Origin of the sequence: Alloprevotella rava (assembly GCF_014195585.1) — a bacterium.
Lineage (GTDB): Bacteria > Bacteroidota > Bacteroidia > Bacteroidales > Bacteroidaceae > Alloprevotella > Alloprevotella rava.
On the sequence record NZ_JACICA010000001.1, the window covers coordinates 292,164 to 314,567 of the forward strand.

Annotated in this window: 12 protein-coding genes; 2 read left to right on the plus strand and 10 right to left on the minus strand. The window is 48.1% G+C overall.

Annotation, left to right across the window (positions count from 1 at the left end):
* Positions 1–92: 92 nt before the first annotated feature.
* From FHS60_RS01090 to FHS60_RS01105, 4 genes are all read right to left on the minus strand, one after another.
* Positions 93–3,311 carry a glycoside hydrolase family 16 protein gene (locus FHS60_RS01090; RefSeq protein ID WP_183693840.1) on the minus strand — a complete coding sequence of 1,073 codons (3,219 nt, stop codon included), beginning with the start codon at positions 3,309–3,311 and terminating at the stop codon, positions 93–95.
* 12 nt (positions 3,312–3,323) lie between these two features.
* Positions 3,324–4,844 carry an alpha-L-fucosidase gene (locus FHS60_RS01095; protein ID WP_183693843.1) on the minus strand — a complete coding sequence of 507 codons (1,521 nt, stop codon included), beginning with the start codon at positions 4,842–4,844 and terminating at the stop codon, positions 3,324–3,326.
* Between the two features lie 215 nt (positions 4,845–5,059).
* Complete coding sequence (locus FHS60_RS01100) at positions 5,060–6,982, minus strand: AAA domain-containing protein (RefSeq protein WP_183693846.1); 1,923 nt, start codon at positions 6,980–6,982, stop codon at positions 5,060–5,062.
* 78 nt (positions 6,983–7,060) lie between these two features.
* A complete protein-coding gene (locus FHS60_RS01105; RefSeq protein ID WP_183693848.1) occupies positions 7,061–8,008 on the minus strand; it encodes a glycoside hydrolase family 127 protein in 948 nt (315 codons plus the stop codon).
* 129 nt (positions 8,009–8,137) lie between these two features.
* Between FHS60_RS01105 and FHS60_RS01110 the strand changes: the two genes are divergently transcribed.
* Together FHS60_RS01110 and FHS60_RS01115 are read left to right on the plus strand one after the other, a co-directional pair.
* Positions 8,138–8,827 (plus strand): hypothetical protein, encoded by a 690-nt coding sequence (locus tag FHS60_RS01110; RefSeq protein ID WP_183693851.1) that lies wholly within the window; start codon positions 8,138–8,140, stop codon positions 8,825–8,827.
* A 1,054-nt stretch (positions 8,828–9,881) separates the two neighbouring features.
* On the plus strand, positions 9,882–10,769 hold the full coding sequence (locus tag FHS60_RS01115; RefSeq protein WP_183693854.1) for a BspA family leucine-rich repeat surface protein: 888 nt from the start codon (positions 9,882–9,884) through the stop codon (positions 10,767–10,769).
* 175 nt (positions 10,770–10,944) lie between these two features.
* On the opposite strand, the gene recQ is transcribed toward FHS60_RS01115, so the two are convergent.
* The 6 genes from recQ to tamL all read right to left on the minus strand — a co-directional run bounded on the left by recQ (position 10,945) and on the right by tamL (position 22,389).
* Positions 10,945–12,771 (minus strand): DNA helicase RecQ, encoded by a 1,827-nt coding sequence (gene recQ / locus FHS60_RS01120; protein WP_183693857.1) that lies wholly within the window; start codon positions 12,769–12,771, stop codon positions 10,945–10,947.
* 34 nt (positions 12,772–12,805) lie between these two features.
* Positions 12,806–14,143 carry a chromosomal replication initiator protein DnaA gene (dnaA, locus tag FHS60_RS01125; protein ID WP_183693861.1) on the minus strand — a complete coding sequence of 446 codons (1,338 nt, stop codon included), beginning with the start codon at positions 14,141–14,143 and terminating at the stop codon, positions 12,806–12,808.
* 229 nt (positions 14,144–14,372) lie between these two features.
* A complete protein-coding gene (locus FHS60_RS01130) occupies positions 14,373–15,299 on the minus strand; it encodes an MlaD family protein (RefSeq protein ID WP_183693864.1) in 927 nt (308 codons plus the stop codon).
* A 42-nt stretch (positions 15,300–15,341) separates the two neighbouring features.
* Positions 15,342–16,958 (minus strand): N-acetylmuramoyl-L-alanine amidase, encoded by a 1,617-nt coding sequence (locus FHS60_RS01135; protein ID WP_183693867.1) that lies wholly within the window; start codon positions 16,956–16,958, stop codon positions 15,342–15,344.
* A 690-nt stretch (positions 16,959–17,648) separates the two neighbouring features.
* The gene (locus tag FHS60_RS01140; RefSeq protein WP_183693870.1) at positions 17,649–19,760 is read right to left on the minus strand and encodes a S46 family peptidase; all 2,112 of its coding nucleotides are present in this window, start codon (positions 19,758–19,760) and stop codon (positions 17,649–17,651) included.
* Between the two features lie 64 nt (positions 19,761–19,824).
* Positions 19,825–22,389 (minus strand): translocation and assembly module lipoprotein TamL, encoded by a 2,565-nt coding sequence (gene tamL, locus FHS60_RS01145; protein WP_244957386.1) that lies wholly within the window; start codon positions 22,387–22,389, stop codon positions 19,825–19,827.
* Positions 22,390–22,404: the final 15 nt, after the last annotated feature.

Consider the following 22,404-nt stretch of genomic DNA (forward strand, 5'->3'; position numbering starts at 1 on the left):
TTGTTCTCTTCTGAGAACAATTCTTTTTTGCATGTACAAAAAAGGCTGCCTTTTGTTGAGGCAGCCTTTGGGGGTATTATGAAAAATGGGGATTACTTGATGTAAACTTTCTTTCCATTCACGATGTAGAGACCTTTGCTAGGAGTATTCACGCGGCGGCCGCTCAGATCGTAAACTACATTTGAATTATTTGTATTGGATGTCACTTCTATGATACCCGTTGTCGGTACTTTCTGGTAAACGCGAATGTAATCGAAGCGAGTTTCATAAACGTGGTTGACATCAGCATTAGCTGCCCAACTGCCGTTGCCCACACTCTGGTTGAGAATGAGGTAGAACGGTTTAGTGAACGGCCACTGACCTTTGTCGAGAGCGTTCTGGTCGGTGCTCTTTGCGTAGCTACCCACCTGCTGTCCGTCTACAGTCCAAGTGATGCGCTCTGCATCCCATTCTACACCATATACGTGCCAATCGGCCACGTTGACATTTTCGCTGAAGCTTGATTGCGGTTCGTTTTTCTTACCGAGAGTGTATGTCCAGTTAGTATGTATGGTGTGGTAAGCACGATTCTGTGTGTCGATAGCTTCAAAGATGTCGATCTCACCAGCCTTGGGCCAACCCTCAGCAGGGGGCTGTGGCATCATCCAAGCAGCGGGGAAATTGCCGCGATGAGGATTAGTGCGAAGACGAACTTCTACTTTTCCGTACGTGAAGCTATAAAGACCGCGCGTTTCAACGGCACCTGTAAGCATATCAACATTGTCGATACTTTTGTCGGGGTTGGGGATGGCTCGCGCAACGAGACAGCCGTCTTGGCAGAAGATGACATCGTTGGAGTTACTAATCCAGCGGTTCCAAGCTGCGCCGTAGCGCACGGAGCGCGTCCAGCGTGCAGGGTCGGGCTGAGTACCGTTGGGCTGGTTGAATTCATCATCGAAAACGAGGATATATTCGCCCGCTGCCTCTTCTTCAGCTGTTGCTGGTTCAAAGGTAGGGTAGAATTCAAGGTCGCCATCCACGTAGCCACCATTGAGTTGCAGCATTCCGCCTTTGATGTCGTCAGCTGTGAAGTATGTGTCGACATATTGCGCCACTTTGTTCGCAATGCTGTCGCCACCAAGGATGCCGTGGCGCAGACGTAAGCCTGTTAGTTTGTAGCCTTTTTCAGATTTAGCCAATACCGTAAGTCCCTTTCCCAAAGCCAGTTCAGCGTTGTTGAGGTCTTTACCGTCGAAAGAAGTGAGGAGACCGTGATTGCTAAAAACTTTAGCGGTCACTTTCTCTCTCTTGGTGACGAGCACGCGAATATCTGCAATGGCACCGCCATTGTTTACGATATGGTTTTGTTCGTCCACACGACCAGCAGGGTCTGTGCTGTCCCAGTCCACTTTATAGCGCATCAGATAAAAACCATCAGCGAGGTTCTCAGGAATCTTAAACGCAGGAGTGTTGAGGGTGTTCAGGTTGTCAAGTTGAGTACCTGCACTGTTGTAGCGTGTTTGATCGCTCAGTGTCAAGGCTGAAAAGGAAACGAGGTCTGTGCTTTCTGTGAGTGCTCCTTTAGCACCTACTTCTTCCACATTGAAATCTCCATCTTGATCCTTATCGAGATAGACAAAGGCGTTCATCCAGCCTGCACTGTAATTAACAAAAGGCTTTACCGTACTGCCTTGACGAGTAACGAAAGTCTTGCTCGTCAAGTTGTGGTACATGAGTTCAGTGTTGGCCACGTTGTAAGCGATTTCTCCCAAGCCGATTCCGTTCAGAACGCGGTCGGTGCGAGTGCGCTTTGTGGCCTTGTCAAAATTTACGGGGTAGTCGTTTACAACGGTACTAGTATTGCTGATGAAGAGCCCCTCAATTTCGAGATTACCATCAACGTAGATGGCAGGGATGGTGAAGGTGTCGTCCTTCTTGAATTGAGATTTTTTGAAAATGATATCTTCGTACTGTGGTGTGCTGTGGACAAGCGAGTCGCCCGCTAAGTTGTAACCATGACGCAGACGGATACCGCTATAAGTGAAACCGCGTTCCGGATTCATCTTGATGGTGAAACTCTTACCGAAAGGAATGCGGTAGCTGTTGAGCTTAGAGCCGTCGGCAGCCAACACTTCGCCGTTGCGGTTGGCATCGTTCACGTAGACGCTGTCGCCGTGTACATTGAGGCGTACATCCACAATTGCACCACCGTTGGTCAAGATGTTGTTGTCGTTTGAAGAATTACCACGGGGATCGATATTGTCCCAGTCCACCTTGTAGCGCATGCGATAGAAACCTACCGGCAAGTTTGCAGGAATTGTAAATGACGGTTGAACGAGGGTGTTACCATTGTTGACAGATGCCCCCTTGCTATTCTTGTTCTTGTAGAACGAATAGGTGACGAGGTCAGAATTGTCGGGTTTACCATCAGGTAAGATGTCGTAGGAGAACTTTCCGTCGCGTCCGTAGTCAACGTAAACGTAGCCGCTCATCCATGTACCAGAGTAATCGAAAGCTGGCGTCACCGTTTGACCTGGTTTCACCTGGAATTGCTTAGAGGTAAGGTCTGAGAATACTCGCGTTTTGCCCTGCGTGATAGAGGCAGTCACGTTAATAGTAGAAGCTTGCAGTTTTACAGCCTTCAGACCACGGTCTCCGCGGGTGTAAGTTTGATCTTTCTTAAAGTTGATGGGGTAGTCCTCACGTTCGATGTCGGATGTTACTTTGTCGTTCACTACGATCTTGTCGATGTAACAAGCAAAGTCGGAGGAAAGCGTGTGAGAAGACTCTGCATCGGGCACTACCACAAGGCTGTGGATGTCTATACCGCCAGCACCCTTGATTGAAAATACTGCATCGCACCACTGATTCGGTGTTACCGTATTGTTGGAGATAACCCAGAATTGCTCAGTTTCCGCACTTTGGTCGGCGCGTTCTTTGCGCTTTCCTAAACCAATGAGCATCACGCGACCGCTTACAGGCTTATTGATGAGTACGTGTACGTACTTGATTTCTGGCTTAAGTTCGAAGGTTTCTTTCAGGTCGATGCGCGCACCAAACGTGTTGCTACCATAGCGCGAACGCTGGAAACCAAGAATCTTTTCAGAGCTATTGGGAAAAATAAGAAGGGTGGAGTCCATCGCCGTAAGGTGATTGTCAACCACTGCTACATTTCCCTGCAGTTGGCCTTTACGGAAAGGAGAGTTCTCCCATGTGTCGTAAACACCGATGGACTTGTAGTCCTGAGTCTCAAAATTGATAGTTTGTGCTACCGTTGTGGCAGGAAGTGCTGCCATACAGAGTAAAGCACCAGATATAATGGGGTGTTTCATTGTTATGGAGTCTTAGAAAACGGAAAGGGTGGAGAGTGTGGGGCAAGACTTCGCGTCTGTCAGCGTGATACGCACTGCTTTGACAGAAGTGCCGTTGCCGTAACTGTTAGAAGTAGAGCCGTTGAGCGGAATGATACGCTTGTAACCTACCGTAGTAGTGGTCACACCAGGAGCCGTAGCTTTCCAGGTTGTGCCATCTGTGGAGGTTTCAATTTTGAAGCTCTTGATACGCTGTCCGAGGCGGATGTACTCCTGCAACATAACGTAGCGTACGGTTTGAGGAGTGTCCCATGTCAGCGTGATAGTGGCGTTGTTTACGCCATCATTTGTTGCCCAATATGTCTTAGCATCACCGTCTGTTAGGTTGGCTGTTTCGTAGTTGCGATTAGCACCTGCCGCACGCGTATTGCTCACCTCGATGTGTGCTGTTTTGGCTAAGTCATTGCCAAGTCTATTCTTGAGCATCGTTCCGAGCTGTTTGAGTACTCTTACATCAGCTTCAGGCAAAACGCCGGCCTTGTTGGGTGGGCAGTTCAGGATGAGTGTCGCGTTGCGTCCCACTGTCTCCAGATACATCTGAAAGAGGCGTTCTGCGCTCAGTGGCGCCTCGTTGCTGTGCCAGAACCATCCCTGGTCGGTCATCTTAGCGTCACTTTCGCCTGGGAACCAGATCCAACCGTCTTCCGTACCGTACATACCGTTTCGCTCAGGCGCGTAACCGAGGTTCTCTGTTGACCAGTTAGTTTCACCAGCCCAGCCAGCTTCGTTACCAATCCAGCGCGCTTCTCCGCCAACACCCCAGAGGATGATGTTAGGACAAACTTTGTGGATAGAGTCGCGCAAGTTTGGAATATCGTAGTATGTCTCGCGGTCAACGCTAACTGTTGTGTTGCGTCCGCCATAGTAGCCATCGCCACCATTAGCACCGTCGAACCACATTTCGAACTGATCCGTACCATAAGTAGCTAATTCGGCACACTGACGGAGGAAAACATCACTCACATATTTGTCTGTACCATAAAGAGCAGAGTTACGATCCCAAGGAGAAACATAGAAACCATATTTCATACCCAATTTCTGAGCTGCTGCTGCAAAATCGCGCGGAATATTGGTCTCTCGGCCAAAGGCATTACCAGCTTTGACAACAGAATGGGTCGTTGAAGATGTAGGCCACAAGCAGAAACCATCGTGGTGCTTCACCACAGCAATACCGCCCTTCATTCCCGCAGCTTGTACAGCCTTGAGCCACTGTTCTGGGTTGGGAGCTGCTGTTGGAGCAAAAATAGATTCGGCTTCGTCGCCTTTACCCCATTCCAGGTTGGTATAGGTGTTCATTCCGTAGTGAAAGAAAGCGTAGAACTCTGTTTCGTTCCATTTTAGCTGCCGTTCAGTGGGAAGCGGAAATACTGGTCCGGGTTCGTTGTCGGAATTTGTCAGCGTCTGTGATTGCAGAGAGAATTGACTCTGTGCACTACTGATCACCGGTGCTGCCGACAAGGCCAGCGCAGATAATAAGTAAGTAAATTTTTTCATTTTAAATGATTAGGTGGGAAATTTTGGACAAAAATAGTCAAAACAATGAAGAATGCAAACTATAGTTTCAAAAAACGTATTATAAAGGTTCTCCTTTTCTATTTTTCTAATGTGTTTTGCGATTTATTTGGAGCAGTGGCACACCTCCTTTTGCTGTTTCGCAAAAAGAGGGAAAATCCCATCGACACAATTAAACAACTCTCTCTCAATCTTTTTTAGGCGCGCGTTTCTGTTGAGTCTTCGTTTTGGCGGAGGGACTGAATGGAAAGTTTGCTGCAACTGTCGTATAGTTTCTTATAGAATTTATGTCGACAGAGAGTTGTGCTCGCCCCTAAGATGATCAGTTTCATTCGGGCTCGTGTGATGGCAACGTTCATGCGGCGCAAATCGTTCAGAAAACCAATCTCACCCGTCTCGTTGGCTCTCACGAGCGACACGAGGATAACATCGCGCTCCTGTCCCTGAAAGGCGTCAACGGTGTTGACCGTGATCGACTTGCGCAGCGGGCGCAAATAGGCGTTTTTCTTTAGTAAAGCGCGGAGATACTGCACTTGAGCTTTGTAGGGAGAAATGATACCGATGTCGATGCGCTCTTCAAGGAGGCGTTGGCGACCTATACGCTCGGCGTAGTCGATGAGCGTGGCGAGCGTGAGCCGTGCCTCTGCTTTGTTGATGCGGCCGTAGCTCGCTCCAATAAATTGTTCGTGAAAATCCTCTTGTCCATCGTTGTCTTCTCCCGCCGTATCAACCCACACAAGCGGTTCATCCATATCGGCCATAATGCCGCGGTGGCTCACTTCCGGTGCGGCTTGTAGTTTTCCCTCATAGAACCATTCCGAACTGAAGTGCATCAGTGCTTCGTTCATGCGATATTGCACCGTCAGCAGGCGTACAGCTTCGGGATGTGTCTCCGCGAGTGTCTCCATGAGCGTTTTGTCCAAACCGCCATAGCGCGCCGCGTTGCTTTTGATGGTTGGGGGCAACTGGCAGTGGTCGCCAGCCAGCACAAAGCGGTCGCATTTTCGTAGCGCAATCCAACACGCCGGTTCGAGAACCTGTGCGGCTTCGTCGATGAAAAGGGTGTGAAAATGGATGCTTTGCAGGAGTTGGTTGGCACTACCCACCAAGGTGCAAGCCACTACTCGCGATTGGTCGAAAAGTGCGTTGCGGATGCGAAGTTCCAGTTCGTCAGCTCGTTCACGAAGGCGCGCAATCTTTTGGTGGAAACTCTCGCTGCGCCCTTTGCGCGGTGTGGCGTAGAGTTGGCGGATGGTGCGGCGTATGCTCCACAGGGTGGAGTAGTCGGGGTGGCTCTCAAAGCGTCGCTCGTAGGTGAAACTCAGCATTTTGTCTGTCACGCGCGACGGATTACCTATGCGAAGCACGCTCACTCCGCGATCGGCGAGTTGTTCCGAAATCCAATCCACAGCCATATTGCTCTGGGCGCATACCATCACTTGTGGTTCGCGCCGCATCACCTCCATGATAGCCTCCACGAGCGTTGTGGTTTTTCCTGTTCCCGGTGGGCCGTGTACGATCATCAGATCGCGTGCTGCCAGCACATCGTTGACGGCTTGCTCCTGCGAGGCGTTAAGCCATGGTAGGTTCAGGTGGAGCAGATTCTCTGTTCTGCTCACGGGTTTCCTACTGCGAATGATGTCGCGCAGTTCCGCCAAGCGGTTTCCGCGGGCACTGATGACCGCATCGAGGGCTTCGTTCATAAGCTTGTACGAAGTCTCGTCAAAATTCAGTTGAACACCGCCATTCTCCAATGCTTGTAGTTGGGACAGTGCCTGCTCGTTGGGCAGAACCACCACCATCCTGTCGGCTTCGGCATAACTGATTGTGCCGCTAAAATTGAGGTATTTCAGGCTGTCGCTGTTCTGCTGTGAGAAAAAACAGACCGAGCGACCATATTCAAAGTTGTGCTCGATGTCAGAGTCTGTTGAGCGATGGATTTCCACCACTAAGCGATCGAGCGAGTTATAATAGCTGCGCCCCACGGTAACGGGAAACCAGCAGTCTCCACGTTTCACCTTTCGCCCTATGCCGAACGCCTCAGTTTCGCGACGAAACTCGTTGCGTTCGAACTCATATTCTTTCTGAAGTAGTTGTTTTTGTTGTTGTAGGGAAAGCATATATTGTTGGGAATGGGGGAGGGGGAAAAGGAGAAGAGGGAGAGATGCTTACATCGGATAAAGCAATGGTTTCTTCTCTTATGGAAGCATCGGTTTGTCTGTAATCGGTTCGGCCGTAAAGCCTTTGCCTTGCAGGATAGGGTGCTCGTAGCAGTTCAGCTCGTTGCTGGGATAGGCGGGTAATGAAGGTGCTGCTGTTGGCACATAATAGAGTGTACCAACGCGGAGGAGCGACCCCTCAATGCGTGGCGTGAGGTCGAAATCAAAAAATACCTCATCGCCTGCATTCCATTTGCGGCGAATGACGGCATAGCCTTTTTCCATTGTGCAAAACTCCTCGCGCCCATTCACATAAATGAGTGGCATCGTTTTCTGCCACGACGGAATGAAAAATCGGAGCTCCAGTGGTGTCTGACTCTTCAACCCACCAACGCGCACTTGCACTCGACTGCCAAACGGCATCCTGCTGGTCTGATCCAGCGTGAGCGCAAATTTTGGAGTGACAATCCGCGCAAAAGCATTGAGATAGAGATTGATAGAAACGCCCTGCTCGTCTGTGAGATACATCCATTGTGCCGCATCCACCACGGCTTGTTGCGCCAGATGCTGCTCGAAAGATTTTATCAGCAAAGCGGGCATGAGCTGATTGAAGAGCGCATCGTTGAGTGAGTCGCAGTAGCGCGCCTCACCCGTCCATTGGAGGAGCGGTAAGCAATGCTGGATGATGCTGATAGCTTCATAAACGGATTGCGGAGCTTTGAGTGTAGGCCGCTGCGGTGTGGGAGCGGTTTTCAGCAAGGCTTTCACATCTTTCTTCCGCCATTCCGTGAGCGGTCGTGGCATGGCAGGAATCGTCCCTATCATGCCCGCCATGCGGAGGTTTGTCTGATCCTTGCTCAAGAACACTACGCTGTCGGCACTAATGCTGCGCAAAGGGCGTTGGCGCAACGTTTGTGCTTGCCCAATAGTAGCTGTGTATAGGCAAAAGAAAAGCAGGGGCAAGAGCCGTATTGTTGAGATTTTCATTACATTATTTTCGTTCAAAGTTACGCGGAAAATCCAAACTGATAAAGTTTTACATACTTTTTTAGCTTTTGTTAGTAGCACAAAAAAGGTAAAGTCTCTATCTTTGCCACAAATGCAAAAGCAAATCCGATGAAGCATCTGATAAGTTTATTCCTGATATTGTTTTTCTTGTGCCAAACTCTCAGTGCACAGGATGTTGTTGAATCTCTCTCCGTTGATACAACAACCGTTGCCGTCGCAGCCCACAAACCGTTGGCCCAAAACGAAGCTTTGCAGCCGATTCTCGAGGTGCGCAATCCCGCATATAGTGCGTTCTCTCCGTTCTATGGTAGTTTCTGGGGTGGCAGTTGGTCGCTACATCCTGGCCTGAACGTACAGTTCGGAATGAGTGCTTCCGTAGCTTTCGGAAAGCATGCGCCCAAAGGCGTTGGTTTTGGGCAAAACTTAGCGTTGGCGTATGTAAAACCCATCAGCGCGCGACTGCTTTTTGCAGCTGGTGTCTTCGCCAACCATATGAAGTGGGACGGATATGGCGGTACTGAACTGGGAGTGGGCGTTCTTGCAGCCTATCGGGCTACAGAAAAACTCGATGTATATGCCTATGCCACGGCAAGTTTAGTGCCCAAAAACGCACTATTATGGAGCCCCTACTATTGGGATGCCCCCGCGAAATATCGCGTAGGGATGGGGGCTAACTGGAAGGTAAACGACAGCTTCTCGCTCGGTTTGAGTGTTGAAGCCTCTAAGCGTGAGGGGTTCAATCCTTATCATGTTGAAAACTACAACCTCATGAAACCCTATCGCGGTCTTGATTGGTAGCGTTTTTGGCTATTTCTACTCACAATTCTCTCCAAGAGTTTTTCGGCATCAATATAGGTAGTGTACCACAATTCTATTTTTAGGTACAGAATATCTTGGGAGAGTATAAGTGCAATAAATCGAATCGTGAATATCCTTATTGCGTTTTCAGACACAATAAGTCTATCAGCTTACGCCCTTATTCTGCCAGTTCACATCCTTATTGCGTTTTCAGATGCAATAAGCTTATCCGCTTACGCCCTTATTGTATCCACTCCCTTTAGTAATGTCGCACGCTCACCCACTGTCCCCGGCGGGGACACACTATGCTTAACCGCGGGTGATGCCCGAAGGGCGAACCCGTGGAGAAGTGGAAAAGTGACATAACCCCCTCCGACACCGACGGTGTCGCACAGCACCCACTCCTGTTTACTTCCTCCTCCCTGGATTTCGTTTTTTCGTTGTCACGTCGTCACGTTGTCACACTTTGAGTATAACAGCTTGATAATGTATATATTGCGCGCGTGACAATGCGTGACAACGTGTGACAACAAAGAGAGTTTGTTGTCACGCGTATAAGTACCTCTCTATCAGCATCTTCTCTTCCTCCGTGACAACGTGACGACAAAAATCGAGTATTTTCTTAGGAGGAGAGAGGGAGAATACTCCCTCGACGCTTTCAGTGCGACACCGCCGGTGTCGGAAGTTAGTGCTGTTGTCTGTCCACGGGTTCACCCTCACTTCGTTCGGGCATCACCCGCGGATAAGTGGATAAGTGGAGGCGAAGTCCTCCCATCCCTCCGACACTGGAGGTGTCGCACAGCACCCACGCTCATCCGTCCACTCCCCTCAACGGAAAAATATTTTTTTGCATTATTAAATAAGTTTCCATACCTTTGCGAAAATACAACTTTTATAAAAGAAACCTGTCGCTTTGCTTTCTAAAGAGTCGAAAGGCGGACAAGGTGTTAATCTAATGATTCGAAATTACTATTAACCTCAACTGCCCAACTTCCCGATACGGCACTCCCAGAAAGCAGATAGAAGACGAGGAGACAAAGGGGAAGCAAAAATTATGAAAAAACAGTTACTCAAGAATCTATGTACTGTGCTCATTGCATGGTTTATGGCATTGTTGCTCCTTCCGCAGTTAGCTCAAGCACAGGAGAAGGAAGCGTATGTAGTGAAAAGCAGCGATAAGAAAACGCTGACTTTCTACTATGACGATCAGAAATCTTCCCGCACTGGGAGCAATGTGTGGGGAATTGAGGAGACGAAGAAGGAATTTTCTCTAACATATCCTGTCTGGTCTGGAACGTGGATGGCCCCTGAACCAATTGTAACTACTGCTATCTTTGATGCTTCATTCAAGGATTTTCGCCCCCAAAATACTGATTTTTGGTTTATCCATTTCACGAATCTAGAGGAAATAAAGGGTTTGGAAAACCTTAATACATCTGAAGTAAGCAGTATGTATGCAATGTTCCGTAAGTGTGAAAAACTCACTCAACTCGACCTTTCGGGTTTCAATACGGAGAAAGTGCAAAATATGCAACATATGTTTGCTGACTGTTCAAGTTTAACTTCCCTCGATCTTTCCAACTTTAAAACAGATAATGTTAAATACATAGACTATATGTTTTCTAACTGTAATTCTTTGACAACTATCTATTGCAATAATACTTGGACATGTTCGAATTCTCAAGATATGTTCGAAAATTGTACGAATCTCCAAGGAGCGGTGAAATACGACGCAAGTAAGGTAGATGTTTCAATGGCGAATCCCGAAACAGGATATTTTACGAAGAAAGAAAGTACAGGAGTTGCCACCGCTACCCTCAATGGTGATGCAAACATCCAGGCGATTTACTCTACTGACGGAAAAAGACTCAACGAGTTGCAGAGCGGACTGAACATCGTCCGTATGAGCAACGGTACTACGCAGAAGATTCTGCGCAAGTAGTGTTCTCAATAAAATAGAAATTCCCCACGAACTGCTCGCTGCGAGTAAGTTCATGGGGAATTTTTATTATGGCTTTTCTGTGAAACTGAAAAGTAAGATAAAAGATGGGCTTCAGCATACCCGTTGTGTGTGAGGATTTTTCCTGAGTTTTTATTGTTTGCTGCGTGAGAGCGGCTCATCTGTTGATTTCTTCTAAGAAAACCTCTCCGTACTTTGCTTTTTTGAAGTCGCCAACGCCAGGGACGCGGTCGAAATCGTCCAGCGTGTGTGGACGAAGCGTTGCCATGGCGTGGAGTGTGCGGTCGTTGAATACAACGTAGGGCGGGAATCCTTGTTCTCGAGCCAAGCGCAAGCGGAGCTCTTTGAGGCGTTCGAACATCTCTCCGTTTGTGACTCCGCGCTGTATTTCTCCCGCATCGAAGAGAGAGAGGGTATCTTTTTCCTTTTGGCGCGCTGCCTTTTTTTCTTTCTCCTTTTTCTGGAAATCTTCGTGTTGAATTTGGGCGAATTCGATGGGGCGACGGCCAAAGAGGACATCGCGCCCTAAGGTGGTAATCTTTAGGTGGTCGCCCTCGTTGTATGCCACCTCCACAAGCCCGAGTTGGAGCATCTGTAGCAGGTAGTCGCGCCAGTCGTGAGCCGTTACATCCCGTCCTGCACCGAATGTTTTTAGTTGTTCGTAGTGGGAGGAGCGGACAGTGGGCGAATAGGTGGCGCGCAAGATGTCGATAACTGTGCTGAAACCGATGCTTTCTTCGGTGCGGGCGATGGCAGAAAGGGCTTTCTGCGCGAGCGTAGTGCCATCAAAACGTGTCGGAGGATTTTTGCAAACATCACAGTTGTGGCAGTCGGTGCTTGTTTCTTCACCAAAATAGTTGAGCAATATGCGGCGACGACACACACTGGCTTCGGCGTATTCCCGCATACGGTTGAGGCGTTCCATATTGATGTTCTGCTGACCACTATCCTGAGCGAAACGTTCGAGCTGAATGATGTCGGCGTAATTGTAAAAAAGGAGCGTGTCGGCAGGGTCGCCATCGCGTCCGGCACGCCCTATCTCTTGGTAGTAGCTCTCAATGCTTTTGGGCAGGTTGTAGTGAACAACCCAGCGCACGTTGCTCTTGTCGATACCCATACCAAAAGCTATGGTGGCTACGACGATTTGAACATCGTCGTTGATAAAGGCCGTTTGCGTTTTGTCGCGCACATCGGCCGATAGTCCAGCGTGGTAGGAGAGTGCGCGAACACCTTTTGTCGTGAGTTTTTCAGCGACGCTCTCTGTTGTCTTGCGCGACATACAATATATAATACCTGCTTGTCCGGAGCGTTCGTGCAAGAACCGGAGGATGGCTTTGAGTTTTTCGCTTCCGTTGAAGCCGCGAATGATCGTCAGAGAAAGATTAGGGCGATCGAAGGAGGAAACGGAAATATAAGGGTTGTGCAACCCGAGTTGTTGGAGAATATCCTCGCGCGTCACCTTGTCGGCCGTGGCAGTTAAAGCCATCATCGGAACGTTAGGCAGATCGCGGCGGATTTCCCCCAATTGCGTATATTCGGGACGAAAGTCATGTCCCCACTGGCTAATGCAGTGGGCTTCGTCGATAGCAACAAGCGAAATTTTGGCGCGAGAAATCCAGCCGTGTAAGGATGCCAATAATGCTTCGGGGGAGAGATAGACGAGTTTGTATTCCCCGTTTACACACGCCTCTTGGAGTTGCACGCTCTGCTCAAGCGGGAGTGAACTGTTGATGGCGCAAGCGGGAATGCCTGCTTCTAAGAGACTTTCCACTTGGTCCTTCATGAGCGAGATGAGCGGGGAAACAACGATGGTTAGCCCCGGCAGAAGTGCTGCTGGTATTTGGTAACATACAGATTTTCCTCCTCCTGTAGGCATCAGCACAAAGCAGTCGCGCCCGCCAAGTACTGTGTCAATGATTTCGGCTTGCTTGGGGCGAAAACTATTATAACCAAAGTATTTTTTGAGAGCTTGTAGGGGAGACATGAGTAGAAGCCCTTTCCTTGAATAAGTGCGGATTTTAGTTCTTAAAACCTGCTTCGATTTCTTCCACCTGGTGGCGGAAGTTCTTTTCAGTTGACAAGCGACGCTTTACCATACTGCAAGAGTGGAGCACAGTGGAGTGGTCTTTCTTTCCCATTTGTCGTCCTATTTCGGCGTAAGACAAATCCGTGTATTTATGGCTGAGGTACATAGAGATTTGGCGTGCCTGTACGATTCCCTGCTTGCGAGTTTTCGACATGACTTCTTTCTCTTTCACACCGAAATAGGTGCAGACATGGCGCGTAATGGTGTTGAGCGAAAGTTCCTTCTTTGCCAAATTGATAGCTTGAGAAACAATGCGCTCGGCTAAAGGTAGCGTGATCTCTCCGCAGAAATCAACAATGGAATAAGCCATGATGGAACTAATGATTCCTTCCAAATCGCGAATGCTACTATCCACATGAGTCACAATAAAGTCGACCACTTCTTTAGGGAACTTGAGTCCGTCGCGGCGAATCTTCGTTTGAAGAATCGCACGGCGCAAAGCTAAATCAGGTCGTTCTATCGGTGCCATCATTCCCGCGCGGAAACGCGTTAACATACGTTCTTCGATGCCCTCAAACTTTGCCGGTTCGCGGTCGCTGGAGATGATAATCTGTCGGCCGTTCAGCTGCAGGTGGTTGAAAATGTGAAAGAAAGCTTGTTGGGTCTTAGTGGTAGTAAACTCTTGAATGTCGTCGATGATGAGCACATCTATCGTTTGATAGAAGTGTATAAAATCATTCTGCGTGTTGTTGCGCACAGAATCAATAAACTGCGTTTTGAAAAGATGTGCAGGAACATAGAGAACACGCATTTCCGGATGTAGTTTCAAGAGCTTGTGTCCAATGGCAGAAATAAGGTGGGTTTTGCCTACTCCGCTAGGCCCGTAGAGAAAGAAAGGATTGAACGTCTTTCCTGGATGCGCTGCGATGGAAAGAGCAATAGTGCGCGCTAGCTTATTGCTTTGTCCCTCCACAAAATTATCGAACGTGAAACTCTGATTGATGTTCGAATCCAGTGGTGGTAGTTTCGGTTTCGGGTTTGCAGCAGGGCGTTGCGGTTGGTTTTCATCATCGGCCGATGATATAATAGAGTATTGCAGCGAAGTACCTACACCAAACGCGTGTTCAACAGCTTTTGTAATCTCTTTGAGGAAATGCCCCTCGATGTATTCTGTGAGGAAAAGATTGGGAACACCAATTCTCAGTACGTGGCTTTCATAGCTTACGAACTGTACGGCAGAGAACCACGTCCTAAATTCCTGTTCGGAAATGCTTCTTTTGAGGATGGAGAGGAAAGCCTCCCACTGGTCTTGCTGTTGGGTGTTGCTCATTCTGTATTTCTTCCTTCCGTTTAGGGAAGTGCTTGCAAAATTCGTAAAAAAATAATAAAGGGCAAAATATTAAGCCCGTGTATTCATATCTTTTTCTTCTGTTATTCTCTGCTTTTTTCAGTGAGCTGAGGAAGAGGCAGATAAATGCCGGCTACCATGGTATGTGGTGGCCGGCACTATTAGTTGATACTTTCTTGTCTTTTTTTAGAGTAGCCTAATTGGGTTATTCTCATTTACTTTTCTTGCCGAACACGCTGAAGTGGACGTAGCGTTTCGGGTGTGCCTTGAGGTCGGTGACAAGAGAGTCGGCGTTTTGAAAGGTGCGGTTGAGGTTGTCGTAAAGCCCGCGATCGTTCATGAGCAGACCTAAACTATTGTCTTTTGAGTTGAGTCTAGTGGTGAGTTGTCCCGACAGGTTGTTGATATTGCGGGAGAAACCCTCTACTTCTTTCAGTGCGGAATTGACCTGCTGCATGGTGCTCTGTACATCCACGCCTGCCAAATTTTCGCTAAGTTTGTTCAGATTTGTACTTGCTTGATTGAGTTTCGCCATCATCTGCGGCACATCGCGCCCCATCATCTTATCGAGCTGTGCACTTGTAGTGCGGAGGTTCTCTGATATAGCTGCTGCATTGTGTAACATCTGTTGGAGAGCAGGGTCGCTGGTGAGCCGTGTGAAATTGGTCAGGATAGAGTCGATTTTCGGGATGAGAGCCACCATTTGAGGAACGCTCTGTTCCACCTGAGCCATAGCTCCTTCGTGTGGGCCACCTTTGAGCGTGTCGCCACGTTCGATGTATTGCGTTGGGTTAGGGCCGAGGATGAGATTCATCGTCACACCGCCCATGAGCGAAGTTTCGAGTTCTGCCTTTGTCCCTTTGGGGACGCGCATTTCCTTGTCGAGTTCTACGGCAACTACCACCTTGTTGGTGCGATCGTAATCGTATTCGATACTGCGCACGATACCCACTGGATACCCATTAGCATAGACGGAATTACTAACCGTTAGTCCTTGAATATTCTCAAACTCTACATAGTAGGTATTAGACGACTTAAAGATGTTAACACCTTTCATGAAATTGATTAAGCTGTAGAGCAAAGCGATGGCTACGATAGCAGTCAAAGCAATCTTTACTTCTTTTGTAAAAAAACGCATATTGTTCTTTATGTGCTGATTGTCGGGTGAATGTATATGTATTTATTTTTTCTCGTTACCTTGAAACTTCACGATGAAAGCATCGGGGTATTTCTTTTGCAACTCCTTGAGTGCGCTGCGTGCTTCTGCTTGAGAGGCATAGTTGCCCGAGGTGTATTTATAGAGTTTTCCCTCGTGATAGCAACGCACGTCGGGAAGCCCCTTAAAGCGTGCATCAGTAGTGGAAAGTTTCGTTGGTGTGGTGGCAAACTGCACGCGGAAGGTGAGCTTGTTTTGCTCTTTAGCAGGTTCAGCCTTCTCAGCCTTTTTTGTTGAAGGCTGTTTCTCTGCTTTAGTAGCCGACTGAGCGGAAGCTGCGAGATCGTTTTCTTTTACGATGAGATAACTCTTATATCGAGCTGGTAGCTTCTTAGTATCCTTTTCGGCTTCAGCCTTGCTATTGTAGTGTCCTGTTGTGTAGATATAGAGGTTGCCACGTTTCGTGCATTTCAGGTCTTCCATTCCGCGGAAAATGGGATCTTTGAGTGAAACCTCCGTTGAAGTAGCAGCAAACTGAATCGTATAGCTCGGGCCTGTTGGGGTCTTTGCTGTGGGGTTCGGTTTAGCAGTCGTAACTTGTTTTTCCTCTTTGCGAGGTTTCGGTTGCGTGGGTTCTTTGCGTGCTGTCACCGTTTCTTTATTGGTTGGCTTTGCAGGAGTGTTGTCCGCTGCTTTGGCGTTCTCTTTCTCACTAATGGCCGTAGTCTCCGCATTCTCTTTCTGACGGGGCGCAACAATGGGAGCATTGTTTGTTTCCACTGGCACCACCTGTACCACAGAAGTGTCTTCCTTCGGCGTAGTTTCCGTTGCAGAATAATTGCTGAAAATGGGCGGCGGTAGCGTCTTACCGGCGTATCCGTGCTGCTTTCGATAGTCTATAAAACCATTGTAAATAGCTGTGCTAAGCGTTTTGATTCCCTCTTTGGAGTTGAGAAAAGATTCTTCTTCAGGCGTAGAGATGAAGCCCAATTCTGTTAATACAGCAGGCATACTTGTTTTGCGAAGCACGAGGAATCCCGCTTGATGCACACCTTTGTCTTTGCGGTTGGCGCGTACATAGTGTTTCTGAATACAGCGTGCCAGGTCAACGCTCTGTCGCATAAATTTGTCCTGCATGAACTCGAAGATGACATAACTCTCCGCTTTGTTGGGGTCAAAGCCTTGGTAGCGCGACTGATAGTCTTTCTCATAGGTAATAACGCTATTCTCGCGTTTTGCCACTTCGAGGTTAGCTCCAGCACGGGCCATACCAAGCGTGTAAGTTTCCGAACCGTAAGCTATGCGCCCAGCTGGTAAGGAATTGGTATGAACAGAGATGAAGAGATCTGCCTTGGCGTTGTTGGCAATATCGGCGCGCGTGTCGAGCGGAATGAAAATGTCCGTTTTGCGCGTATAAATCACCTTCACGTCTGGGCAATTTTGTTCCACCAGACTACCGAAGGCGAGTGCTACTTGAAGGTTTATTTCCTTTTCTTTAGAAAAACTACCCACAGCACCTGCATCGTGTCCACCATGACCTGGATCGATTACCAAAACAAAAGTTTTGTCGGCCCAAGTAGCGGTGTTACCGATGAGCAGAAAAGCGATTGTGAGCAGTGTGTATCGTAATCTTCCGAACATATCGAGACAAAATATGTGGCAAAGGTAAAAATAAATTTCCATACACACCATTCACTTTCTTTTCCTCCTTCGGAAATAGTCACATTTTCATTTCTTTATATCTTGCTGCCCGATAAACTTAGAGATACGAATAGAGAGGGCGGGGTGCGAAGAACGCAAAGCGCAAATATCCTTATTGCGTTTTAGGATAGAATAAGGATGTCAGCTGATATCCTTATTGCGTCAGCTGGCGCGCTTATTGTGGCTGAGACGAGAAAGGGTAAGTCAGAAATAATGAATAATCTCCCTCCTTCTGAGATCTTCTTTTTTGTTGTCACGTCGTCACGTTGTCACACTTTGAGCATAATGATCTGAAAACATGTACATTACGTGTGTGACAACAGTGTGACAACAAAAAAAGTTGTTGTCACGCATCTAACCGTCTATTTATCAGAGTGTTCTATCCTCTGTGACAACGTGACAACAAAAACGGAGTTTTTTCTTGGGAGGGGAAGGTGGATAATACTCCCTCGCTGCCGTGCATCCACAGTCTCCGGCGGAGACATACTATGCTTAATAGCGGGGAATGCCCAAAGGATACCCCCCCCGTGGGGAAGTCTTCCATAGATAGATATAGCTTGCAGCAGATAGTGGTAACTTTCTAAAAAGAAACAGAACGGCAGGGGAGGCTGCCGTTCTGTGAGGAGTGAGTTAGTGTATCTCCATTTCGTTGAAGAGATATTTGCTTTCGCCGAATTTGTCGAGAATCCAGAGAACGTAGCGAATGTCGACGTTGATACATCGCTGGAGTTCGGGATCGAACTTGAGGTCGCTACTCAGTGCTTCGATATTGCCGTCGAAAGCTAAACCAACGAGTTCGCCTTTCGCATTCATGATGGGCGAACCTGAATTGCCGCCTGTGATGTCATTGTTGGAGATGAAGCATGTGGGCAACTGGCCGTCCTCTCGAGCATAGCGTCCGAAGTCGCGCGCCTCATAGAGCTGACGCATACGCGGATGTACGATGTAGTCGATATTGGTGCTGTCCTCCTTCTCAAACATGCCCTTCAGCGTGGTGCGCCAATCATAGAGCACACCATCGCGAGGCTTCATCGCCTTTACGTGGCCGTAAGTCATGCGCAGTGTGAAGTTGGCATCGGGAGCTTTGGAGTTGTTGTACATCTCTTCGAGTCCACGAACGTAGGTCTTCTCCAGGGGTTGGACGGCCGTTTTGAAATGTTTTGTTCCCTCCAATTTTTCTGAAAGTTCGTCAATGTCTTTAATCATCCTATAGATGGGATCGGAAGTGAGCGTTTCTATCAAGGGATTGGCAGCGAAAGTCTCCAGCTTTTTGCGGCTGGCAAAGATGGACTGCGAGATGAGTTCGTAGGGATTGCCTACCTGCAAACTGCGCGATATGGGCAAACGGCAGTTTTTCTCCCAGATGGGGAGCAGCAAGAGGGTGCGTTCAATGACATAATCCTTGGTGAAATCTTCCAGCTGTTTGTCATAGCTTTCGAGCAGAGCTTTGCTGCTGTTTTGGACATCCTGACGGTTGTTTGCCTTTAAGGCAGCGAGCAGTTTTTGCATGATTCTGTAGGATGCGGGATATTTGATGTTGCCCAGTGTTGCATACAGCAGATTATCGTCGAAGATAGAATCCTGATAAGTCTTACAGAGATTGTTGATGTCAGCCACCACCGTTTGGTATTCAGGTTTGCCGCTTTGGCGCGCAAAATCTTGGAAGCGCTTTTCCTCACGGCGTTTCTCATCGATGAGTTTTAAGTTGCGCACAGCCTTAATCATGCCATCGTAGTTCTTCACCACATTGCCCAATCGCATATTGGTACTTTCAAGGACGAGGCGGATGCTGTCGTTCTTTTCCATATATTTCTTATAGAGATCGAGAACGGGCCAGCCAGCCATCACTATGGGCTGATTGGTGTTATTGACACGCAGTGCAACCTGTTCGGAGGTGAGGAAGCGCGATGTTGAGCCGGGGAAGCCCATCACCATGGTATAGTCGCCCTCCTGAACACCTTTTGAAGAAATGCGCAGATAGTTTTTGCGCTTCAAGGGAATATTCTTGGGACTGTAGGGTGCGGGTTGTCCGTTCTTATCGGCATAGATGCGAAACGCACACCAGTCGACATTTTGGCGAGGCCATACCCAGTTGTCGGAATTGCCACCAAACTGAGCTACATTAAGGGGAGGATCGGCCACGAGGCGCACGTCAGTGTATTCCTGCATATAGATGATGTAGAACTGGTTGCCACCGAAGAATGGAAGCAGGGTTGATTCGATGCCTTTCAGCTTTGCATATTTCGATTTCTTGCGCAATTCGTTATTCATCTTCGAGGTGAAGCTGTAGCTCTGGCGTGTGTATTTATCGATGCCCAATCGGCGTGCTTCAGCTTCGACCTGCGCCGTCACGTCTTCAATTGCCAAGACAAACGTAAAGGTGAGGTTGGGTGTGGGAAGTTCCTCCGCGCGACTTTTTGCAAAGAAACCGTCCTTGAGATAGTTTTTCTCAACGGTGCTCATGGCGTGGATGTAGGAGAAACCGCAATGGTTGTTGGTGAAGATAAGGCCGTCGGGCGATACAACTTCACCCGTACATCCATTGCCGAAGATACCGACAACATCTTTCAGGCTCGAGCCTGTCTCACTATAGAGCTGGGAGGGCGGTAGTTGTAGACCTGCTTTTCGGAGCGAGTCGGCAAGGTGTTGTTGTTCCATAAGTTTTAGTAGCCACATACCTTCATCGGCACGGGCAACAAGGCTGCACAGAACAGCCACTGCTAACAATAAAACTTTCTTCATATCACTGTGGGGTTAAGGATTATACGATGGGGAGGTTGTGAGTTTGGACAGAACTCAGCATGGCTTAGAACGGATAGCCTATGGCGAAATGGAAAACAAGTCCGTCTTTGAATTTCTCCAAATTGTAGAAACCGCTACGGTTGGTTTTGTAAGGCGCGTGAAGTCCGATACCTAAATCGAAGCGCAGAACGAGGAATTCCAAATCGTAGCGCAGACCGACGCCCGTGCCTACTGCAATATTTTTTAGCGTGGAGGCAGAGAGGCGTCCGCCGGGCCGATTAGCGTCTTCACGCATCAGCCAAACATTGCCGGCATCTATAAATGTTGCGCCATAGAGCGAGCCGAACAGATGAGCGCGCAGTTCAGTATTGACTTCCAGTTTGATGTCGCCCGTCTGGTCTATATAGGAGTATTTAGAATCATTGCTGCGATAACTACCCGGACCGATGGTTCGGATGGTAAAACCGCGAACCGAATTGGCACCTCCCGCATAGAACTGTTCTGAATAAGGGGCTGTGGTGCTATTGCCATAGGAGAAGATGACCCCGCCAAAGAAGCGTGTGGCCAGTGTGAGACGGTTGTTGATGGGGAGAGTGTAGTGCATCTCCGCTGTTGTCTTTACAAACTGGGCGAAAGGGCTTCCGAAGATGCGTTTATTCTGTTCGTTGAACTTCTTTCCCGTTGCGGCATAAAAGCCCGAAAAGAGATTACCGGCTTCTTTTGCGTGGAGTTGAACCATCAGCTTATTGCGGTGTCGGGCAGTAGAAGTGTATGTGAAGGTGTAGGACATGGCTGGGATGAACTGGTCGCGCATGGACACTGCCAGTGTGGGATTGGCAGCCATGATAGAGTCGTAGGTGTGGGAAGTGTTGATAGTGTTGTTGAAGTCGATGCTTAGCGGCGTTAGCTCATGGAGCATATTCGACTTCTTGTACCAGTTATACGTTGCACTAAGTCCGGCACTCACCAAGGTGAAGAAACCTGCGCGTCGTTTCCAGTCGCCGTTGATAGCAAATGTTGTTTCGGCGGGGAAGTTGAGGCGATGGCGCGAAATGATAGGAGCAAAGAAACGCGGGAAAGTGAAAGAGAGTTGCGAGCCCAATTCGTAGCTGTTCAGCAATGAGTTGCTGCTACGAATGCCCGAACCAAACTGCCATTCATACGATCCGAAAATTTTGAAAGAAACGGTTTCTCCACCACGAAAAGCATTGCGCTTGTTCATCTCATAAGACAAACCAGGTCCTACTTGCTGATTGCTCTTGAGCGTAGTGTTCATTTCAAAATCAGAATCGTAGCGTTTACCCATTTGTGCCGAAATATAGATATCAAGCGAGTCGCAATTAGCAGCAGTGTCTCGCGGTACATAGCTAACATCAAGCATATTGAAAACACCTATTTTGTTCAACTTCTCCAGAGTGTTGCGCTGATCGGTATAATGATACAGTTCGTCTTTATTGTGCATGACGGCGTGGCGCCACATACTGGAGCGTAGCGGCATCTTATTGCCGCCATAAGTATAGGTGAAATTCTGATCTGTACGTGAAGCATTCAATTGTTCCTCTTCATTGCGTCGTACATTTATATATGTCTGTCCAATGTACCATGGGTGATTAGCAACAGCAGGAATACTGGGCTTTGGCATCACACGAAGTTGTACAAAATTTTTACGGATCAAGGTATCGGCTTGATAAGTGGTGTAGTCGTCCAGCCAATAATAGTAGCCGTTCTCTCTGAGGAGCGAACCTATGCGCGTTTGCTCATTCGCCAGTTTTACCACGCTAAACGGTGCACCCTTTGTCAAGAGGTGTTTCGACTTAGTGGAATGAAGCAGACTATCTTGCTGCGCACCAAAAGAATAGTACTGGATAGAGTCGAAACGCGACAACGGCCCCACATTGACCGTATAGCTAATTTTAGCTTGCTTGGGATTTTTCTGCTCTATAATCTTATATCCCACTTTGCTACGGAAGTAGCCATAATTCTGCAAGGTGTTTTGTGCCACCTTGATGCGCATATCAGGATTTACTGTTGTGACGTAGACGGGTTGCTGAGCAAAACATTTATAAATCCATTTTCCCAAACCCGACTTGGCATCAACGAAACCATTGTAGAACCATAGTCCCAACTGAAAAGGAGAGCGTAAAGAGGAAGAACCGAACAGAGCATTGTTAGGCGGATAGGCCAGTACGGCTTCCACTTCCTCCTTCGCTGTTTCAAAGGCTTCTTTGTTGGCAGCACGTTCTGCCGCTTCAGCTTGTTCTTCAGCTTTCTGTTCGGCTTTAGTTTTCTGTCCGTTCAGCGCCGCATCTTTGAGTTTGTCAAGCGTGTTGCCATCTGTTCGTCCTGCCAAAACATCGCTCACCGTATTTGCTACATCGGCAATCGTAGTGATAACGCCCACCGAATCGCGGCGAATCTTCGTTTTCTTTGTAGGAGTGTTAGTGTATGCAATCTTGTCGATACCGATGTACAACTGCTCATCACTGGGCAGTTTTGAAGTAGTAGAGCATGATGTAAGGAATAGCAAAAGGAGTAGCACAAGCCCCATTACACTCTTCGAAACTCTCAACAGCGAACGAAAACTCATTGCGCGTGCTATATCTTGGGAAAATATATTGTCTTGTTTCATTATTGTTTTCTATTA